The 14415-nt window shown below is 61.1% G+C and carries 14 protein-coding genes and 2 tRNA genes; all 16 read right to left on the bottom strand.

The window, feature by feature from the left end:
* Window positions 1–2: 2 nt before the first annotated feature.
* The gene (locus ACQRAQ_RS02730; protein WP_154515452.1) at window positions 3–245 is read right to left on the bottom strand and encodes an acyl carrier protein; all 243 of its coding nucleotides are present in this window, start codon (window positions 243–245) and stop codon (window positions 3–5) included.
* Window positions 246–362: 117 nt separating this feature from the next.
* Window positions 363–1379 carry a phosphate acyltransferase PlsX gene (plsX, locus tag ACQRAQ_RS02735; RefSeq protein WP_154515449.1) on the bottom strand — a complete coding sequence of 339 codons (1017 nt, stop codon included), beginning with the start codon at window positions 1377–1379 and terminating at the stop codon, window positions 363–365.
* 88 nt (window positions 1380–1467) lie between these two features.
* Window positions 1468–1647: a 50S ribosomal protein L32 gene (rpmF, locus tag ACQRAQ_RS02740; RefSeq protein WP_022094017.1), complete on the bottom strand. Its 180-nt coding sequence runs from the start codon at window positions 1645–1647 to the stop codon at window positions 1468–1470.
* A gap of 64 nt (window positions 1648–1711) precedes the next feature.
* Window positions 1712–2266 carry a YceD family protein gene (locus ACQRAQ_RS02745; protein WP_427793797.1) on the bottom strand — a complete coding sequence of 185 codons (555 nt, stop codon included), beginning with the start codon at window positions 2264–2266 and terminating at the stop codon, window positions 1712–1714.
* Window positions 2266–2763, bottom strand: coding sequence for an ATPase (locus tag ACQRAQ_RS02750; protein ID WP_154515443.1), 498 nt, complete (start codon window positions 2761–2763; stop codon window positions 2266–2268). The genes ACQRAQ_RS02745 and ACQRAQ_RS02750 overlap by 1 nt, the downstream gene beginning before the upstream one ends.
* 68 nt (window positions 2764–2831) lie before the next feature.
* A complete protein-coding gene (gene coaD / locus ACQRAQ_RS02755; RefSeq protein WP_154515440.1) occupies window positions 2832–3329 on the bottom strand; it encodes a pantetheine-phosphate adenylyltransferase in 498 nt (165 codons plus the stop codon).
* Window positions 3322–3966, bottom strand: coding sequence for a 16S rRNA (guanine(966)-N(2))-methyltransferase RsmD (gene rsmD / locus ACQRAQ_RS02760; protein ID WP_427793799.1), 645 nt, complete (start codon window positions 3964–3966; stop codon window positions 3322–3324). Before rsmD ends, coaD begins: the two co-directional genes overlap by 8 nt.
* Window positions 3963–6140 carry an ATP-dependent DNA helicase RecG gene (recG, locus tag ACQRAQ_RS02765; protein WP_427793800.1) on the bottom strand — a complete coding sequence of 726 codons (2178 nt, stop codon included), beginning with the start codon at window positions 6138–6140 and terminating at the stop codon, window positions 3963–3965. Before recG ends, rsmD begins: the two co-directional genes overlap by 4 nt.
* 10 nt (window positions 6141–6150) lie before the next feature.
* Entirely contained in the window at window positions 6151–7812 is a 1662-nt protein-coding gene (locus ACQRAQ_RS02770; protein ID WP_427793801.1) for a DAK2 domain-containing protein, read from the bottom strand.
* A gap of 27 nt (window positions 7813–7839) precedes the next feature.
* Window positions 7840–8229, bottom strand: a complete 390-nt coding sequence (locus tag ACQRAQ_RS02775; RefSeq protein WP_187361832.1) for an Asp23/Gls24 family envelope stress response protein — start codon at window positions 8227–8229, stop codon at window positions 7840–7842.
* Between the two features lie 161 nt (window positions 8230–8390).
* Window positions 8391–8465: transfer RNA gene (locus ACQRAQ_RS02780), tRNA-Asn, on the bottom strand.
* Between the two features lie 33 nt (window positions 8466–8498).
* A tRNA-Asn gene (locus tag ACQRAQ_RS02785) sits at window positions 8499–8573 on the bottom strand.
* A gap of 342 nt (window positions 8574–8915) precedes the next feature.
* A complete protein-coding gene (gene rpoD / locus ACQRAQ_RS02790) occupies window positions 8916–10259 on the bottom strand; it encodes an RNA polymerase sigma factor RpoD (protein ID WP_370450567.1) in 1344 nt (447 codons plus the stop codon).
* Between the two features lie 110 nt (window positions 10260–10369).
* A complete protein-coding gene (gene dnaG, locus ACQRAQ_RS02795) occupies window positions 10370–12478 on the bottom strand; it encodes a DNA primase (protein ID WP_427793802.1) in 2109 nt (702 codons plus the stop codon).
* Window positions 12471–13478 (bottom strand): riboflavin biosynthesis protein RibF, encoded by a 1008-nt coding sequence (ribF, locus tag ACQRAQ_RS02800; RefSeq protein ID WP_427793803.1) that lies wholly within the window; start codon window positions 13476–13478, stop codon window positions 12471–12473. The genes dnaG and ribF overlap by 8 nt, the downstream gene beginning before the upstream one ends.
* Window positions 13475–14407 (bottom strand): tRNA pseudouridine(55) synthase TruB, encoded by a 933-nt coding sequence (truB, locus tag ACQRAQ_RS02805; protein WP_427793805.1) that lies wholly within the window; start codon window positions 14405–14407, stop codon window positions 13475–13477. Before truB ends, ribF begins: the two co-directional genes overlap by 4 nt.
* Between the last annotated feature and the right edge of the window lie 8 nt (window positions 14408–14415).

Consider the following 14415-nt stretch of genomic DNA (forward strand, 5'->3'; position numbering starts at 1 on the left):
ACCTAGGCCTCCCTGGCGTTTTCGATAGCGTCGACGGCGTCGGCAACGGAGGTGAGCGACAACAGGGTCTCGTCATCGATCTCGAGGTCAAACTCGTCCTCGATGGCCGTCACCAGCTGCAGGCGCTCGAGCGAATTGGCATCGAGGTCATCAAAAGTTGTCTCATCACTGATCTCGGCAACGTCGACGCCCAGCACGTCGGCAGCGACCTCGGCGATCTTGTCAAAGATTTCGGAGCGATCCATAGCGCATCCTCTCATAAGTCGTGGAATACAATGTGTCGCGCGGGCGGAAGCCGCATTGCAGCACGGCTCCGATTCTACCCCACGATGCATAGCTTGAGCCACGTAACGGAGCTCTTGCTAAACGATACCTTCCATGGAATTGGCAATGCTTTCGATAAGCCCGGCTCGAACGGCCTGAGCCGCGGCGAGCGTACCGTTCTTAACGGCTTCGGCCGACGTGGCGCCATGGCCAATCAAAACGACGCCGCGAAGGCCCAGCAGGATCGCGCCGCCCTTGGCATCGCCCGAGAGCTTGGCTTTCATCTGGCGCATCTGCTTTTTGATGAGCAGCGCGGCGATCTTGGTACCGAGCGAAGACATAAAGGCGCCCTTGAGCTCTTGCAGCAAAAACTTGGCAGCGCCCTCGGTTGCCTTGAGCGCAATATTGCCCGACATGCCGTCGGCGACCACAACGTCAAAATTGCCCGACGTAAGATCGGTGCCCTCGCAGTTGCCCACAAAACCGGGGACCGCGGCTTTCATAGCCGGGAAGCACGCCTTGGTAAAGTTAGAACCCTTCTCGTCCTCGGTGCCGTTGCCAAGCAGGCCCACACGCGGATGTTCGATGCCCAGGACCACGCGAGCATAGGCTGCACCCATCTGGGCAAAGCGAACCATGTCGTCGACCTCGACATCGGGGTTGGCCCCCATGTCACACAGTACCGTAAGGCCACCGGCGCGGTTGGGCAGCGCATTGGTGAGGCATGGGCGCACCGGCTGCTTCTTACCCTCTACCAAATATCTAAACGGCGTCACGTAGGCGGTGGCGGCAGCCGTCATGGCGCCGGTCGACCCCGCGGAGAAAAACGCGTCCGCGTTGCCCTTCTTAATAGCACGGCAGGCAAGCACGATCGAAGACTTACGCTTGGTCATCACGGCGCGGATGGGATCGTCGTCCATGGCGATGACATCGGGGGCCTCCAGAGCCTCCACGCGCGCGTGCGCCGCGGCAAAGGGGTTGACGATATCGGCGGGGCCAACAGCAATGACCTCGATATCGGGATCGGCGGCAAGTGCGGCCTCAATACCGTCGAGGACAACTTGGGGCTTCTCGTCTCCGCCCACAACGTCTACACAAACGCGAACGTTACTCATTTCAAGTGCTCCTTATACAAAAATGGCCGACTCATTGAGCCGGCCATTGTGGTTCCAGTTGGAACGGCATCGTATCCAGAGTATACAGTTACTCGGTAACGATAACCTCGCGGTCCTTGTAGAAACCGCAGCTGGGGCACACGTGGTGCGGGAGCTTGACAGCGCCGCAACGGGGGCACGTGGACTGAGCCGCAGCCGAGATCTTCATGTTGGCGGAACGACGGGTATGGGTACGGATACGACCCTGCTTTTGTTTAGGTACGGGCATAGTGACCTTCCTTATGAACTATCCAGTGTGGCGATTACGCGCAAGTAGCGATACTACCACATTTTTACTCATCAAGATTGAGATTCTTCAATGCTGCAAATGGATTTTCCGTGGCAGCGGCCCATTCGGCCTCGGCCTGGGCAGCGCAATCACATTGCTCGACGTTGAGATTGATGCCGCAGGTGGGGCACAGGCCGCGGCAATCGGGCTTGCAGAGCACCACAAACGGCGTGTCCATGACAACGGCGTCGTTAATGGGCTCCCCCAGATCGACAATGCGGTCCTCGCCCAAAAGCTCGTAACCGTCCTCGTAGGCCTCGGGATCCTCGGGCTCCTCAAAGAGGTAGAACTCCTCGATCTCGCCGGCGATATCAAACGAGGCGAGCTCAAGGCAGCGGTCGCATTCGCCGGTGACGTGCGCTCGAACCATGCCGGAGAGCAGAACACCGGTGCCCGCATTGGTAAAAACCACGTCGTAAGTAATGCCGTCCTGCAGCTGGTACTCCTTCTCGCCCACCGTGTAGGTGGCGACATCGACCTTGCCGGTCAGCGGATACGAGTCTCCGGGGAACTCGAGCTGCTCGGAAAGATCGACGGTAACGCTCGGGAACTCAGCCATTACCACTGACCGTTCTGCTGGGCGGCACCCTCGTTGAGCTGCTGACGGCAACGGGTAACGGTGCCGGTCAGGCTCTTGAGGTTCTCCTCGAGGTGCGTAAAGACCTGCTCGGCATAATCCTCGGCCGCATAGCGCGTCTCGCGCTCGTACTGCTGGGCACGATCACGGATATCGTCGGCCTGCTGCTGCGCCAAGCGGACGATCTCCTGCTCACCGGCAATGGTGAGTGCCTGCTGCTGAGCATCGGCAATGATGGAATCGGCCTGAGCGGCGGCGGAAGCCATAAGCTCGTCGCGCTCCTTGAGGATGCGACGGGACTTCTGCCACTCCTCGGGATAGCTCATACGGATCTCGTCAAGGATGTTAAAGAAGACGTCGGCATCGATAACCTTCATCTGGGCATTCTTGCCGAACGGCGTCTTAGCCTCTTCGATGAGCCCCTCGAGCTCCTCGACAAGGCTCACGATCCTGTCGCCAGGAAAATTCTCGCCCGGCATCCGGTCTCCTTTCATAGGTAACATGTCATCGTGTTAGTTTACCACATGCCATCAGGCAATATGAAACGTCACGAAAAGCGATGTTTAAGCGCTTCGACCACATTGGGCGGCACAAACGTCGACACATCGCTTCCGAGCGATGCGATCTGACGGACCACCGAGCTCGAGATATAGCCGTACTGCGGCGCACTCATGACAAAAATGGACTCAAGCTCGTTGTCCAGGCGATAGTTGAGGTCCGCCTGCTGCAGCTCGTACTCAAAGTCGGTCATGGCGCGCAGGCCCTTGACCACAGCACCCGCACCCTGCTCACGGGCAAAATCGACCAACAGGCCGGTAAAGGGCAGTACCTCGACACCGTCAATATCGCCCAGGGCCTCGCGGGCCAACGCCACGCGCTCATCGAGCATAAAGGTGGTGCCCACGCCGTTTTTGCCCTGCGACTCCGCCACAGCGACAATCACGCTGGGAAAAATGCGGCGGGCGCGGCGGATTACATCGATGTGACCAAACGTGATGGGGTCAAACGTACCCGGAACGATCACGCGGTTGATAGTGTCATTCATGGGTATCCTCCAAAGGCACGTCCTCGTCAATATCGCTGTCATTAGCATGGTCGCACTCGTCCGCGGCCACCCAGCGCAGCAAGTCAACCGAGGTAATGCCGTAGCGTTTCTCTCGCACGGTCTCAAAACCAGCCGGATGAGCGCCCGCGTCGCTTGCGGCATGCTCAAACAGGGCAAAGGCCCCTGGTGCCAGCAGGCCCTGCTGGGCAAGATTGCGCAGCAGCTCCTCGACCGGCGCGGCGCCAAAGGCATAGGGTGGATCGAGCAGGACCAGATCAAAGGGGCCGCCCGGAACACGGCCGCGCGAGGCGCTCGCCAACACATCGCCGGTAACGACGCGCCAACGCGAGCGGTCGCGACACAGCGACTCGATATTCTTAGTGATCAGTCGGGCGGCATTGCGATCGATCTCGAACGTGATGAGCGAGCGAGCGCCGCGCGAGAGCATCTCGATTCCCAGGGCACCGGAGCCGCCAAAGGCATCCAGCACGCGGACCTCGTCCAGATCGAAATCGAATGCCGACATGACCATGGACGCACATGCCTCGCGCACGCGGTCGGTCGTGGGACGGGTGACATCGCGCCCACGCGGCTCTTCGATCTTGCGGCCGCGCCATTCACCGCCGATGATTCTCATCCTCCGCTGACCTCCTTGAAGATATGTCGATAACGCGTGGCGACCGCATCGCGCAAGGGACGCGTCGCCACGGAGTCAAGGTTGCAAGCATACCGCAAGAGCTCGACCGCGTCCAAATGGGCCCATTCGATAAGATCCTCGTCGGCGTCCAGGTCCACAAAACGCAGGGTCACACCGCCATGTTGGCGATAACCCAAGATTTCGCCCTCGTGGCGCAAACGCAGGTCCATCTGCGCAAGCGCAAAACCGTCAGAGGTCTTTTCGAGCGCCCGCAGGCGGTCTTGCGCAGCAGACACACCGCCATTGCCCTTGGAATGCGTCATGACCAGGCACGTGCCCGACACGCTGCCGCGGCCCACGCGGCCTCTAAGCTGATGCAGGGCCGCCAAGCCAAAGCGCTCGCCGTTCTCGATAACCATGACGGTGGCGTTGGGCACGTCGACGCCCACCTCGACCACCGTAGTCGAGACGAGCACGTCGATCTCGCCGCGCTTAAAGGCGTCGATCACGCGGTCCTTCTCCCCCGCCGGCATGCGGCCGTGAAGACGCTCGACGGAAAGCCCCGGCAATGCCAGACGCAGGCGGTCGAGCTCGGTCGCGGTGTCGTGCAACGGCACGGGCACCGTCACGCGACCTTCATCGTCGCGAGCAATGCCGGGAACGTCTTCCAAATCGTCCGCGGAGTCACTCGGCTCCACAAGCGGGCAGATAACGTAAGCCTGCTGTCCTTGGGCATGCGCCTCGCGAATGGCACCGTAGGCCAGGTCGCGGCTCGACTCGGTGAGCACGCGCGTCGAGACGCCGGCCCCGGGAACGGGGCGATGACGAATGATGGACGTGTCCAGGTCGCCATAGACCGAGAGCGCCAGTGTGCGCGGAATAGGCGTGGCCGTCATAACGAGTAAGTCCGCACCTGGGCCTTTGGCACGCAGGGCATTGCGCTGCCCCACGCCAAACCGGTGCTGCTCGTCGATAACGACGAGTGAAAGATGTTTAAACGTTACGTTATCCGAAAGGACCGCATGGGTACCAAAGAGCACATCGAGCTCACCAGACTGCAGCTGTGCATGGATGCGCTCGCGCTCGGCGGCCGGGGTAGCACCCGTCAGGAGCGCCCAGGACATACCGGCCTGCGAGAGCAAAGGACCGGTCTTATCGGCATATTGACGCGCCAGCACGCCCGTGGGTGCCATGACACAGGACTGGGTACCCGAATCGGCCGCGACTGCCAGCGCGCAGGCGGCGACGGCGGTCTTGCCGGTACCGACATCGCCCAGCAGCAAGCGGTTCATCACGTGGTCGCCATCGCACATGTCATGCAGGATGTCTTGGAACGCGGCCTCCTGCTCGTCGCTCAGCGAAAACGGCAGGGCCCGCCTAAGCGCCGCCAAATGACCACCCGCGGTATGGGTGTAGGGAACCACCTCGACCATACCGCCGTCGTTGCGCAGACGAAGCGCCAGCTGAAGATAGAGGCATTCCTCATAGGCAAGCCGTGCGCGCGCGATATCGCGCTCGGCCATACTTGAGGGAAAGTGAATCGAACGCAGCGCACGGGCGCTGCTCATAAGGCGGCGCTTGGCGCGCAGGGGCGCGGGAATCGGGTCGAAAGGATTGCCAACAATCTCGAGCGCGCCGCTCACGATACGGCGCATCCAAGCCTGACTCACACCGTCGCTCACATAGTGAACCGGCAGGATGGTGCCCGCGGCACGCCCGTCCTCGAGCTTTTCGAAATGCGGCGAGGCCATCTGCTTAAAGCCGTAGGCAAATTCGACCTTACCCATCACGGCCAGGCGGTCGCCCTGCTTGAGCTGCTGGGCAATCCAGGGCTGGCGGAAAAAAGCGACTTGCAGCACGCCCGTCTCGTCCACAAGCGAGACCTCGGTAACCTGCATACGCGGGCGGGGCTGCTTTTGAACGATACGATCGACCGTGGCGACGATCGTGCACACCGTACCGATAGGCGCCATCTCGATGGACCAGGAGCGTGTAAAGTCCAGATATCGATGAGGGATATGGAGAAGGAGGTCCCCCACCGTCCTAATTCCCAGACGGCGAAGGGCCTCCTCACGTTTACCCGAAACATATTTGAGTCGCGCGATATCCTCGTCGAGCGCATTGCTCTGGGCAAAGCGCTCCGAGACGCGCGGCACGGAGCACAGCTCGGACATGGGCAGATGCCTACTCGATCGAGAAGATCACGGGATAGAGCGGCTGCTCGCCACGATGGGCGTCAATCTCCAGGTCGGGCTGAGCCTCCTCGATGGCGTCGACGATCTCCTGGAAGGCCTCATCGGACAGCTCCTCGCCGGCCAGAATCGTCAGCGCGTCGCCCTCCTCTTCCTCCTGCATGCGGTTGATACAGTCGAGCGTGACCTGCTTCACATCGGAGCCGACCACGTCGATGGAGCCGGCAATGATACCCATGACGTCACCGGAGCGAATCGGCGAGCCGTCAGAGGCGCTGGAATCGCGCACGGCACGGGTGACCTCGCCATCGCGAACCTCGCTGATGGCATCGACCATGGCGGCAACGGCGTCCTCGAGCTCGGAATCGGGCAGCACCGCGAACAGAGCGGAGAACGCCTGCGGAACGGTCTTGGTGGGAACCACGGCGACCTTTTTGTCGGTGCAGGCAGAAGCGGCAGCCTCGGCAGCCATACGGATGTTGCCGTTATTGGGCAGGATGATGACCGAAGTCGCGTTGACCTGGTCCACCGCGCCCAGCAGGTCGGCGGTCGAGGGGTTCATGGTCTGGCCACCCGAAACGACTACGTCGACGCCGAGGGACTTGAGGATGTCGGCCTCACCGGAACCGGCGGCAACGGCGACAAAACCCAGGGCCTTGGCGGGCTCGGCGGCCTTTTCCTGGTCCTCGTGGATCTTAGCGGTACGGTCGTGGGCCTCCATCTCCATGTTGTGGATAAAGACCTCGTAGATCTGGCCAAGCTGCAGCATGTGCTCGAGCACCAGGTTGGGGGTGTTGGAGTGCACGTGGATCTTGTAGTCGGGGTAGGCGCCCACGAGCAGCTCGCAGTCGCCCATGGAACCCAGGAACTTAAGGCACTCGTCCTCGTCAAACGGGGCGTCGGCCTTAAAGAGGAACTCGTTGCAGTAGCGGAACTCCGAGCCCTCCCAGTCGTCGTTGGCCTCGATCTCGACGCGACCGAGGGCCGCATCGCGGGCAGAGCCAGCGGAATCAAACGTGGTGGAGAAATCCTCGACAACGGTGCTGCGGCCCAGAGCAGCGGCAACGAAGTTTTCCAGGAAGATGGCGAAGCCAAAGGCGCCGGAGTCGACCACGCCGTTCTCCTTCAGAACGGGCAGCAGGTCGGGCGTGCGAGCCACAGACTGGTAGGCCTCGACGACGATGGCGTCGAGCGCGTCCTCGGCCGAGAACTTCTTCTTCTCGCACTCGTCGGCCTTGGTCGAGACGTCGCGCAGGACCGTAAGAATCGTGCCCTCGATGGGCTTGCGGACGGCCTGGAAGGCGACCTTGACGGCGCGACGGAAAGCATGCGCGATGTCGGCAGACGTGATGGGCTCATCGGCAGAGACGAGACCCTCGGCCACGCCGCGCAGGATCTGCGAGGTGATAACGCCGGAGTTGCCGCGGGCGCCCATGAGGGAGCCGTGGGTGATGGCGCCGGCGATGGCCTCCATATCGGCATCGGCGGGAAGGGCAGAAAGCTCCTTAGTCACCGAGGCGAGCGTGAGCGACATGTTGGTGCCGGTGTCGCCGTCGGGCACGGGAAAGACGTTGAGTTTATTGATCTCCTCGGCCTTGTCGGAAACGGCAGCCGCAGCGATCGGAAAACAGGTGCGAATGGTCTTTACAATCATGAGTATTTGAATCTCCGTTTTCGGATGCTAGTTCAGACGGCTCTTGAGCGCGTCGATGTGAATGCCGATCTTAAGGCTGGCGGGATCGATCTGGGCGATCTCCTGCAGGGTGAAGGCAACGGAGCTCGAAAGATTGTGGCAGACGGACTTCATGTTGACGCCGTTCTCGAGCACGACGTGAAGGTCGACCGTAAGGCCGTTCTCGTCGGCGGAGACAAGCACGCCCTTGCGGAGGCGCTGACCGGCAAGCAGGCGCACGCTCTCGGCGCCCTGGAGCTGCTCGGCCATACCGACGACGCCATAGCACGTCATCGCGGCATAACCGGCAATATCGGCAATAACGTCGTTCGAGACGCTCAGGCTGCCGTTAATGGTCTCAGACACAAGAATCTCCTTATCTGGTGCTCGCGGCACCATGTCGTGGGAGCAATCATTGCAATATTCTACAACGACCGCGCCATGTTGAGGTGGTGGGTCGCGGGATTACATCCTCGACACGAAATGTTGATATGGCAACGTTTGTGTTAAGCAATCGCAGTATGAAAAAACCCGCCGCAAAAGCGACGGGTTTTACAATCTGGCTCCCCGGGTAGGACTCGAACCTACAACAGCGCGGTTAACAGCCGCGTGCTCTACCATTGAGCTACCGAGGAATTTAAAGCCCAGCAGATTGGGCTGAGAAATTCTGGCTCCCCGGGTAGGACTCGAACCTACAACAGCGCGGTTAACAGCCGCGTGCTCTACCATTGAGCTACCGAGGAATAGGTGCATGCTCTCAAGCAACGAAGTTTATTATACGGACGAATCAGCTCAGGGCAAGAACTTTTTTGAGAAATTTTCCGACCCAGTCATTGAGGACGTTCTTAAACGACTAGTCAATCAAGAACGTCCCCAACGACTAATCAACCAGACGCCCAGGGTAGTCTTTTTGGGACGGGGCTTTTTTAGCTACCCAATCTGGGGCCTTTAAAGCTTGAGCCGCTCATTGAGATAGGGCAGCTAAAAAAGCCCCGTCCCAAAAAGACTACCCGTGCCCCAACTGCCGGCCCTTGTTACATGAAAGCGCCCTCAAGCGGATGTGCTTGAGGGCGCTTCTTGCTTGACTAGCTTTCAATATAGTCTTTGAGCTTACTGGAGCGGCTGGGGTGGCGGAGCTTGGCCAGGGTCTTGGACTCGATCTGGCGGATGCGCTCGCGCGTGACACCAAACTCGCGGCCGACTTCCTCGAGCGTGCGGGGATGTCCGTCGACAAGTCCAAAGCGCAGCTCAATAACCTTGCGCTCACGATCGGCAAGCGAGTCGAGCACCTGGGTGAGCTGCTCCTGCAGCATGGAGAAGCTGGCGGCATCGGGCGGAACGATGGCCTGGGAGTCCTCGATAAAGTCGCCCAGCTGGGAATCCTCTTCCTCGCCGATAGGAGTCTCGAGCGACACGGGCTCCTGCGAGATCTTCTGAATCTCGCGGACGCGGTCGGCACTCATGTCCATCTCGGCACCAATCTCCTCGGGGGTCGGGTCGCGACCCAGATCCTGGAGGAGCTGGCGCTGCACGCGGACAAGCTTGTTGATGGTCTCGACCATGTGCACGGGAATACGGATGGTACGGGCCTGGTCGGCGATAGCGCGCGTGATGGCCTGACGGATCCACCACGTGGCGTACGTGGAGAACTTGAAGCCCTTCTGGTAGTCGAACTTCTCGACGGCGCGAATCAGACCAAGGTTGCCCTCCTGGATCAGATCCAGGAACAGCATGCCGCGACCGACGTAGCGCTTGGCGATGGAAACGACCAGACGGAGGTTGGCGCTGATGAGCGCCTGCTTGGCCTCGAGGCCCACGTTCTCGATACGAGTCAGACGACGCATCTCGGCGCGAGTGAGCTCGATCTCGCCCGCCTCGGCGGCCTCGAGCTTCTCGGTGGCCTCGAGACCGGCCTCGATCTTCATGGCCAGATCGACCTCTTCGGAGGCGGTCAGCAGGTCGACCTTGCCGATCTCCTTAAGGTACATACGAACCGGGTCACCGGTCAGCATCACCGTGGAGGCATCGATGCCACGCACGCGAGAACGCGAACGGGACGTGCGGACGGTGCGCTTCTTTTTGCTCTTGCAAGAACCCATCTCGGCATCGGCCTGACGGGCCATCTTAAGCTCATGATCGTCGAGCGAGCCGGAATCGTGCTCCTCGTCGTCATCGAAATCGTCGGTATCGTTATCGTCATCGTCGACGTCCATGGGGGCGTCGTCGTTTCCGCTCGCGGAGATAATCTGGATGCCGCTGTTGCGCAGCGCGGAATAGACCGCGTTGAGCTGCTCGTCAGAAACATCGATATCCTTCAGGACGACCTGGATCTCGTCCTCGGTTACCGAAGTCCTGTTTGAGCCGTTGCCCATGAGCTTAGCAACGTAGGATTCCAGCCCAGTACCCGTGCTCTCAGTCTTATTTGGCACAGATTCTCCCTTCGTAGTCCACAGGACACATTACTTTAGCACACACTTACACGTCTATACCCAAAATTCAGACTGGATATAGCAGATAACATGCCGATTGACCACAACATCTAGGCCTGATCGGGACCCGCAGTCTCCAAACCAATCAACCGGAACGGATCGGCCACGCCGCCAATCGACTTCTGGAGCTCGCGCTGGCGCAAAGAATCCTGCGCGGCCTGCATGGTCAATGCACGGCGCGCGTCATCGTCGAGCGACCGGTCCTGGCGCAGCTTGGCCTGGGCAGCCCGCATACGGCGCTTGATGGTGTAAAGCTCAAGCGTATCGAGCATAAAGACGATGTTCGTCTCGGTGGGATGCTTGCTCGTCGCCGAGATGCGCCCGGCGCTGACAAGCGAAGCCGCCTCGGGACACACCGCGCGCGCGGCGTCCATGCACGCCGCGGGATCGGTGCCCGGCGGCGTCGCGAGCACGGCCCACGCGATGGACTCGTGACGGGGGTCCACCCACTCAATCGAGCAGATGCGATCGGCGTACGTGCGGAATAGGTCGGGGTAGCTGGTGAGCATCGTCAACAGCTCGCGCTCCCCCGCCAGAGACTTCCGCTCCAGATCGGTCAGCACGATCGGCGTCGCCGGAACGGAAGCGCTCGAAGCAGACCCCGCGGGCGCCGCGTCCATGCCAGCAGGCACATCGATCGGCGGCATATCGTCGACGACCTCGACCGGCGCGGCCCCGTAGGCCTCGAGCGGTACATAGTCGTACGGTTCCTCCTCGACCGGTGTGGATACCGGCGGCGTCGTCCCCGACGCCCAGGCGCCGCGAGATGCCCCCTGCGGACCGGACACCCGACCGCCCGCGCTGCCTGCGCGCTCGGCCTGTGCCCGCTGGCGCTCGTAGTTCTGCTCGCGCCGACGCTCGGCATCCTCGCGTTTGGCGACATCGCGAAACACACGGCCCGAACTCGAGCGCACCGTCTCCAAATCCAGGCCCAGAAGGTCGGCGATCTGGATAAAGTACGTATCGATCATGTAGCTATCGCGCAGCGGATAGATGAGCGTCAGCGCATCCTCGAGCGCCTTGGCGCGACCGCCCGGCGTGGTAATGTCGCTCGACTCCTGCAGTGAGCGGTACACAAAGTCCATGAGGGGCTCGGCGGCGTCGATACGTGCCTGCAGTGCCTCGCCACCATGCGCCGTGACGAACTCCATAGGGTCGTTGCCGTCGGGAAGCACCACGCAGCGCAGGTCCATCGAGTCCTGCTCGATAAACTGAATCGCACGGCGCGCGGCCTTTTGACCGGCGGCGTCACCATCGAACATATACACGATGCGCTTGGCAAAACGGGTGAGCGTCTTTACGTGATGTTCCGTCAGTGCCGTGCCCAGCGTGGCGACGACGTTTTTGATCCCCGCCTCCCAGCAGGCGATGCAGTCGGTATATCCCTCCACCACGATGGCGGTATCCTGCGCGACGATAAACTCCTTGGCCCAGTTAAAGCCGTAGAGGTTTCTCTTTTTATGAAACACACTCGTCTCGGCGGTGTTGAGGTACTTGGGTTGGCCGTCGCCCATAATACGACCGCCAAAGGCGATGTTATGACCCTGTTCGTCAAAGATGGGAAACATCACGCGGTCGTAAAAACGATCGGCAAGCTGTCCGCGCCCGCGGCTCACGGCCACGTTGGCGTCGATCATCTCCTGCGGGGTAAAGCCCTTCTGCGACAGATGGGCCACCAACATATTGCGACCCGGCGCAAAGCCCAGGCAGTAGCGACGGCAGACGTCGCCACCCATACCGCGGCTGGCAAAGTACTCACGCGGACGGCTGTCCTTACCGCGCATGAGCATGGTGTGATAGAACTGGGCCGTCTCGGCACACAGATCATAGATGCGGGCGCGCTTGGTGCCGCGATCGCGCTGCGCGCCGGTATCGTGCAGCTCAATGCCGGCACGATCGGCCAGGTAGCGAATCGACTCGGGAAAGCTCAGGTTCTCGCGCTTCATGATGTAGGTGAAAACGTCGCCGCCCTCGCCACAGCCAAAGCAGTGCCACACCTGCGTAGCGGGGATAATGTGAAACGATGGGGTCTTTTCGCCATGGAAGGGGCAGCAACCCCAAAACTCATGGCCGCGGGGCTTGAGCTCAACCGTTTCCTGCACGATGGCAACCAGGTCGGACGCAGCGCGCACCTGGTCTTTCTCCTCATCGCTAATCACGGATGCTCACCCCCTGCTCACCCAAGTTATAACGGATATCGTCAATATTACCCTCGACGGTCGCGATAAGCTCGTCCAGCGAATCGAACACGCGCGAAGGACGCAGCCAACGCGTAAACGCCAACGAAACCGAACGTCCATACAGGTCGCCCGCATACCCGATCAAGTTGGCCTCGAGATGCGCCGAAGCGGCATCGTCGGCATACGTCGGCGGCATGCCCACGTTGACGGCAGCGGGCCACACGGTATCGTCGACCAGCACAAGGCCCTCGTAGACGCCATCGGCAGGCAGCTGGATTCCGTTTGGCACCAACAGGTTTGCCGTAGGAAATCCCATATCGGAGCCCTCGTGGCGGCCGCGGATCACACTGCCACGCACCATATAGGAACGGCCGAGTAGATCGGCTGCCAGCTCAACATGGCCCAAGCTCAGCTCACGTCGAATGCGGGTGGCGCAGATAGCCTCGCCGGCCTCGCACAGCAAATTGTGCCCATACACGTCAACACCGCGCTCGACACCCCATGCCTGTATCTCGGCAACGCCCGAGGTACCGCCGCGGCCCAGTCTAAAATCGCTGCCAACGCGAATGGAGCGAATGTCGACAACATGCGCCAACAGCTCAAGAAAGCCCACGTGGTCGAGCGACGCTACCGCAGGCGTAAAGGGAACAGCCACCACGGCATCGACCCCAGTCTGAGCCAGGGCATGCAGGCGGTCGGCCGTCGTCATCAATTTTTGAGCGGGCGCAGGGCTCACCACAACATCTGGATCAGGGTCAAACGTTACGACTACCGCTTTGCAGCCGCGGACGCGCGCATCGCGAATGACCGCGTCGATCAGCTCACGATGTCCCCTATGCACGCCATCGAACACGCCGATGGCAATCGAGGCGGCACCCATAGACTCGCAGTCACCAAAAGCATCAGCCAAAACGATGCGGGCCTCCGCCGCCGCGCCCACAAAAAATGTGCGCGCGAGCTCGTGAGGGTCCAGCATCATCGAACACCGCCGATCGCCTGCGGAAAGACGTGCTCCATCACAAAGCGACCATCCTCGATACGCGCCAAAGCCTTGAGCCCGCCATCGAGCACCAGCGCAAACGGTGCCTTCGACGCATCGAAGCCGGCGAGCGCGCGATCAATAGGAATACGACGACCGCACAGCAGATCTTCCGCAAGATTGCCCGGCAAGTCGACACGCGTGGCGCCGAGGGCCGCAATGGGGTCCAAGGCAAAGCCGGCAGCGGACTCGGCAGAAAGTTCCTCGACCGCATAGCAGGCACCGATGGAGACAATGCCAGAAGCGGTACGGCGCAGCGCGGAAATATGCGCGGCACTATCGCAGGCGCGACCCAGGTCGCGAGCGAGCGCACGGATATAGGTGCCCTTGCTCACCGAGAAGGCAACGGTCCAAATGCAGGAATCGCCCTCGCCACTCACGGCGATCAGGTCGGCAGAATATACCTCGACCGGGCGCGCAGGCAACTCAACGGCATTGCCCTCACGTGCAGACTTATAGGCGCGCACGCCGTTGACCGAAATAGCCGAAAACGCCGGCGGGATCTGCATCTGAGGGCCCAGCATGGCGCTCAAGCGCTCACGGGCATAGGCCGGATCGCGCAGCTCGGGTGCAATGGCAACCGTACGGACGGCCTCGCCTTCCGCATCGTCGGTATTGGTCTCGGCGCCAAACGAGATATCGGCGACGTAACTTTTGGTATCGAGGGTAAGCATGCCCAGCAGACGCGTAGCCTGGCCCACGCCCACCACCATGACACCCGACGCCATGGGGTCGAGCGTGCCGGCATGACCGACGCGCCGCTCATGGAGGGCGCGCCGGCACCGCGATACCACGTCGTGGGACGTGCAGCCCACCGGTTTATCGACGGCGAGCAGCATATTCAATTGAGAAGGCGTACGACGAGCCATGTACCATC

Source organism: Collinsella sp. SGI.178 (genome assembly GCF_050313495.1).
Lineage (GTDB): Bacteria > Actinomycetota > Coriobacteriia > Coriobacteriales > Coriobacteriaceae > Collinsella.

Bases quoted from the DNA above. Each gene is read 5' to 3' on its own strand.
- ACQRAQ_RS02730 (WP_154515452.1), bottom strand. From the start codon at position 245: ATGGATCGCTCCGAAATCTTTGACAAGATCGCCGAGGTCGCTGCCGAC.
- ACQRAQ_RS02745 (WP_427793797.1), bottom strand. From the start codon at position 2,266: ATGGCTGAGTTCCCGAGCGTTACCGTCGATCTTTCCGAGCAGCTCGAG.
- coaD (WP_154515440.1), bottom strand. From the start codon at position 3,329: ATGAATGACACTATCAACCGCGTGATCGTTCCGGGTACGTTTGACCCC.
- ACQRAQ_RS02775 (WP_187361832.1), bottom strand. From the start codon at position 8,229: ATGGTGCCGCGAGCACCAGATAAGGAGATTCTTGTGTCTGAGACCATT.
- ACQRAQ_RS02770 (WP_427793801.1), bottom strand. From the start codon at position 7,812: ATGATTGTAAAGACCATTCGCACCTGTTTTCCGATCGCTGCGGCTGCC.
- truB (WP_427793805.1), bottom strand. From the start codon at position 14,407: ATGGCTCGTCGTACGCCTTCTCAATTGAATATGCTGCTCGCCGTCGAT.
- rpmF (WP_022094017.1), bottom strand. From the start codon at position 1,647: ATGCCCGTACCTAAACAAAAGCAGGGTCGTATCCGTACCCATACCCGT.
- recG (WP_427793800.1), bottom strand. From the start codon at position 6,140: ATGTCCGAGCTGTGCTCCGTGCCGCGCGTCTCGGAGCGCTTTGCCCAG.
- plsX (WP_154515449.1), bottom strand. From the start codon at position 1,379: ATGAGTAACGTTCGCGTTTGTGTAGACGTTGTGGGCGGAGACGAGAAG.
- ACQRAQ_RS02750 (WP_154515443.1), bottom strand. From the start codon at position 2,763: ATGCCGGGCGAGAATTTTCCTGGCGACAGGATCGTGAGCCTTGTCGAG.
- ribF (WP_427793803.1), bottom strand. From the start codon at position 13,478: ATGATGCTGGACCCTCACGAGCTCGCGCGCACATTTTTTGTGGGCGCG.
- rsmD (WP_427793799.1), bottom strand. From the start codon at position 3,966: ATGAGAATCATCGGCGGTGAATGGCGCGGCCGCAAGATCGAAGAGCCG.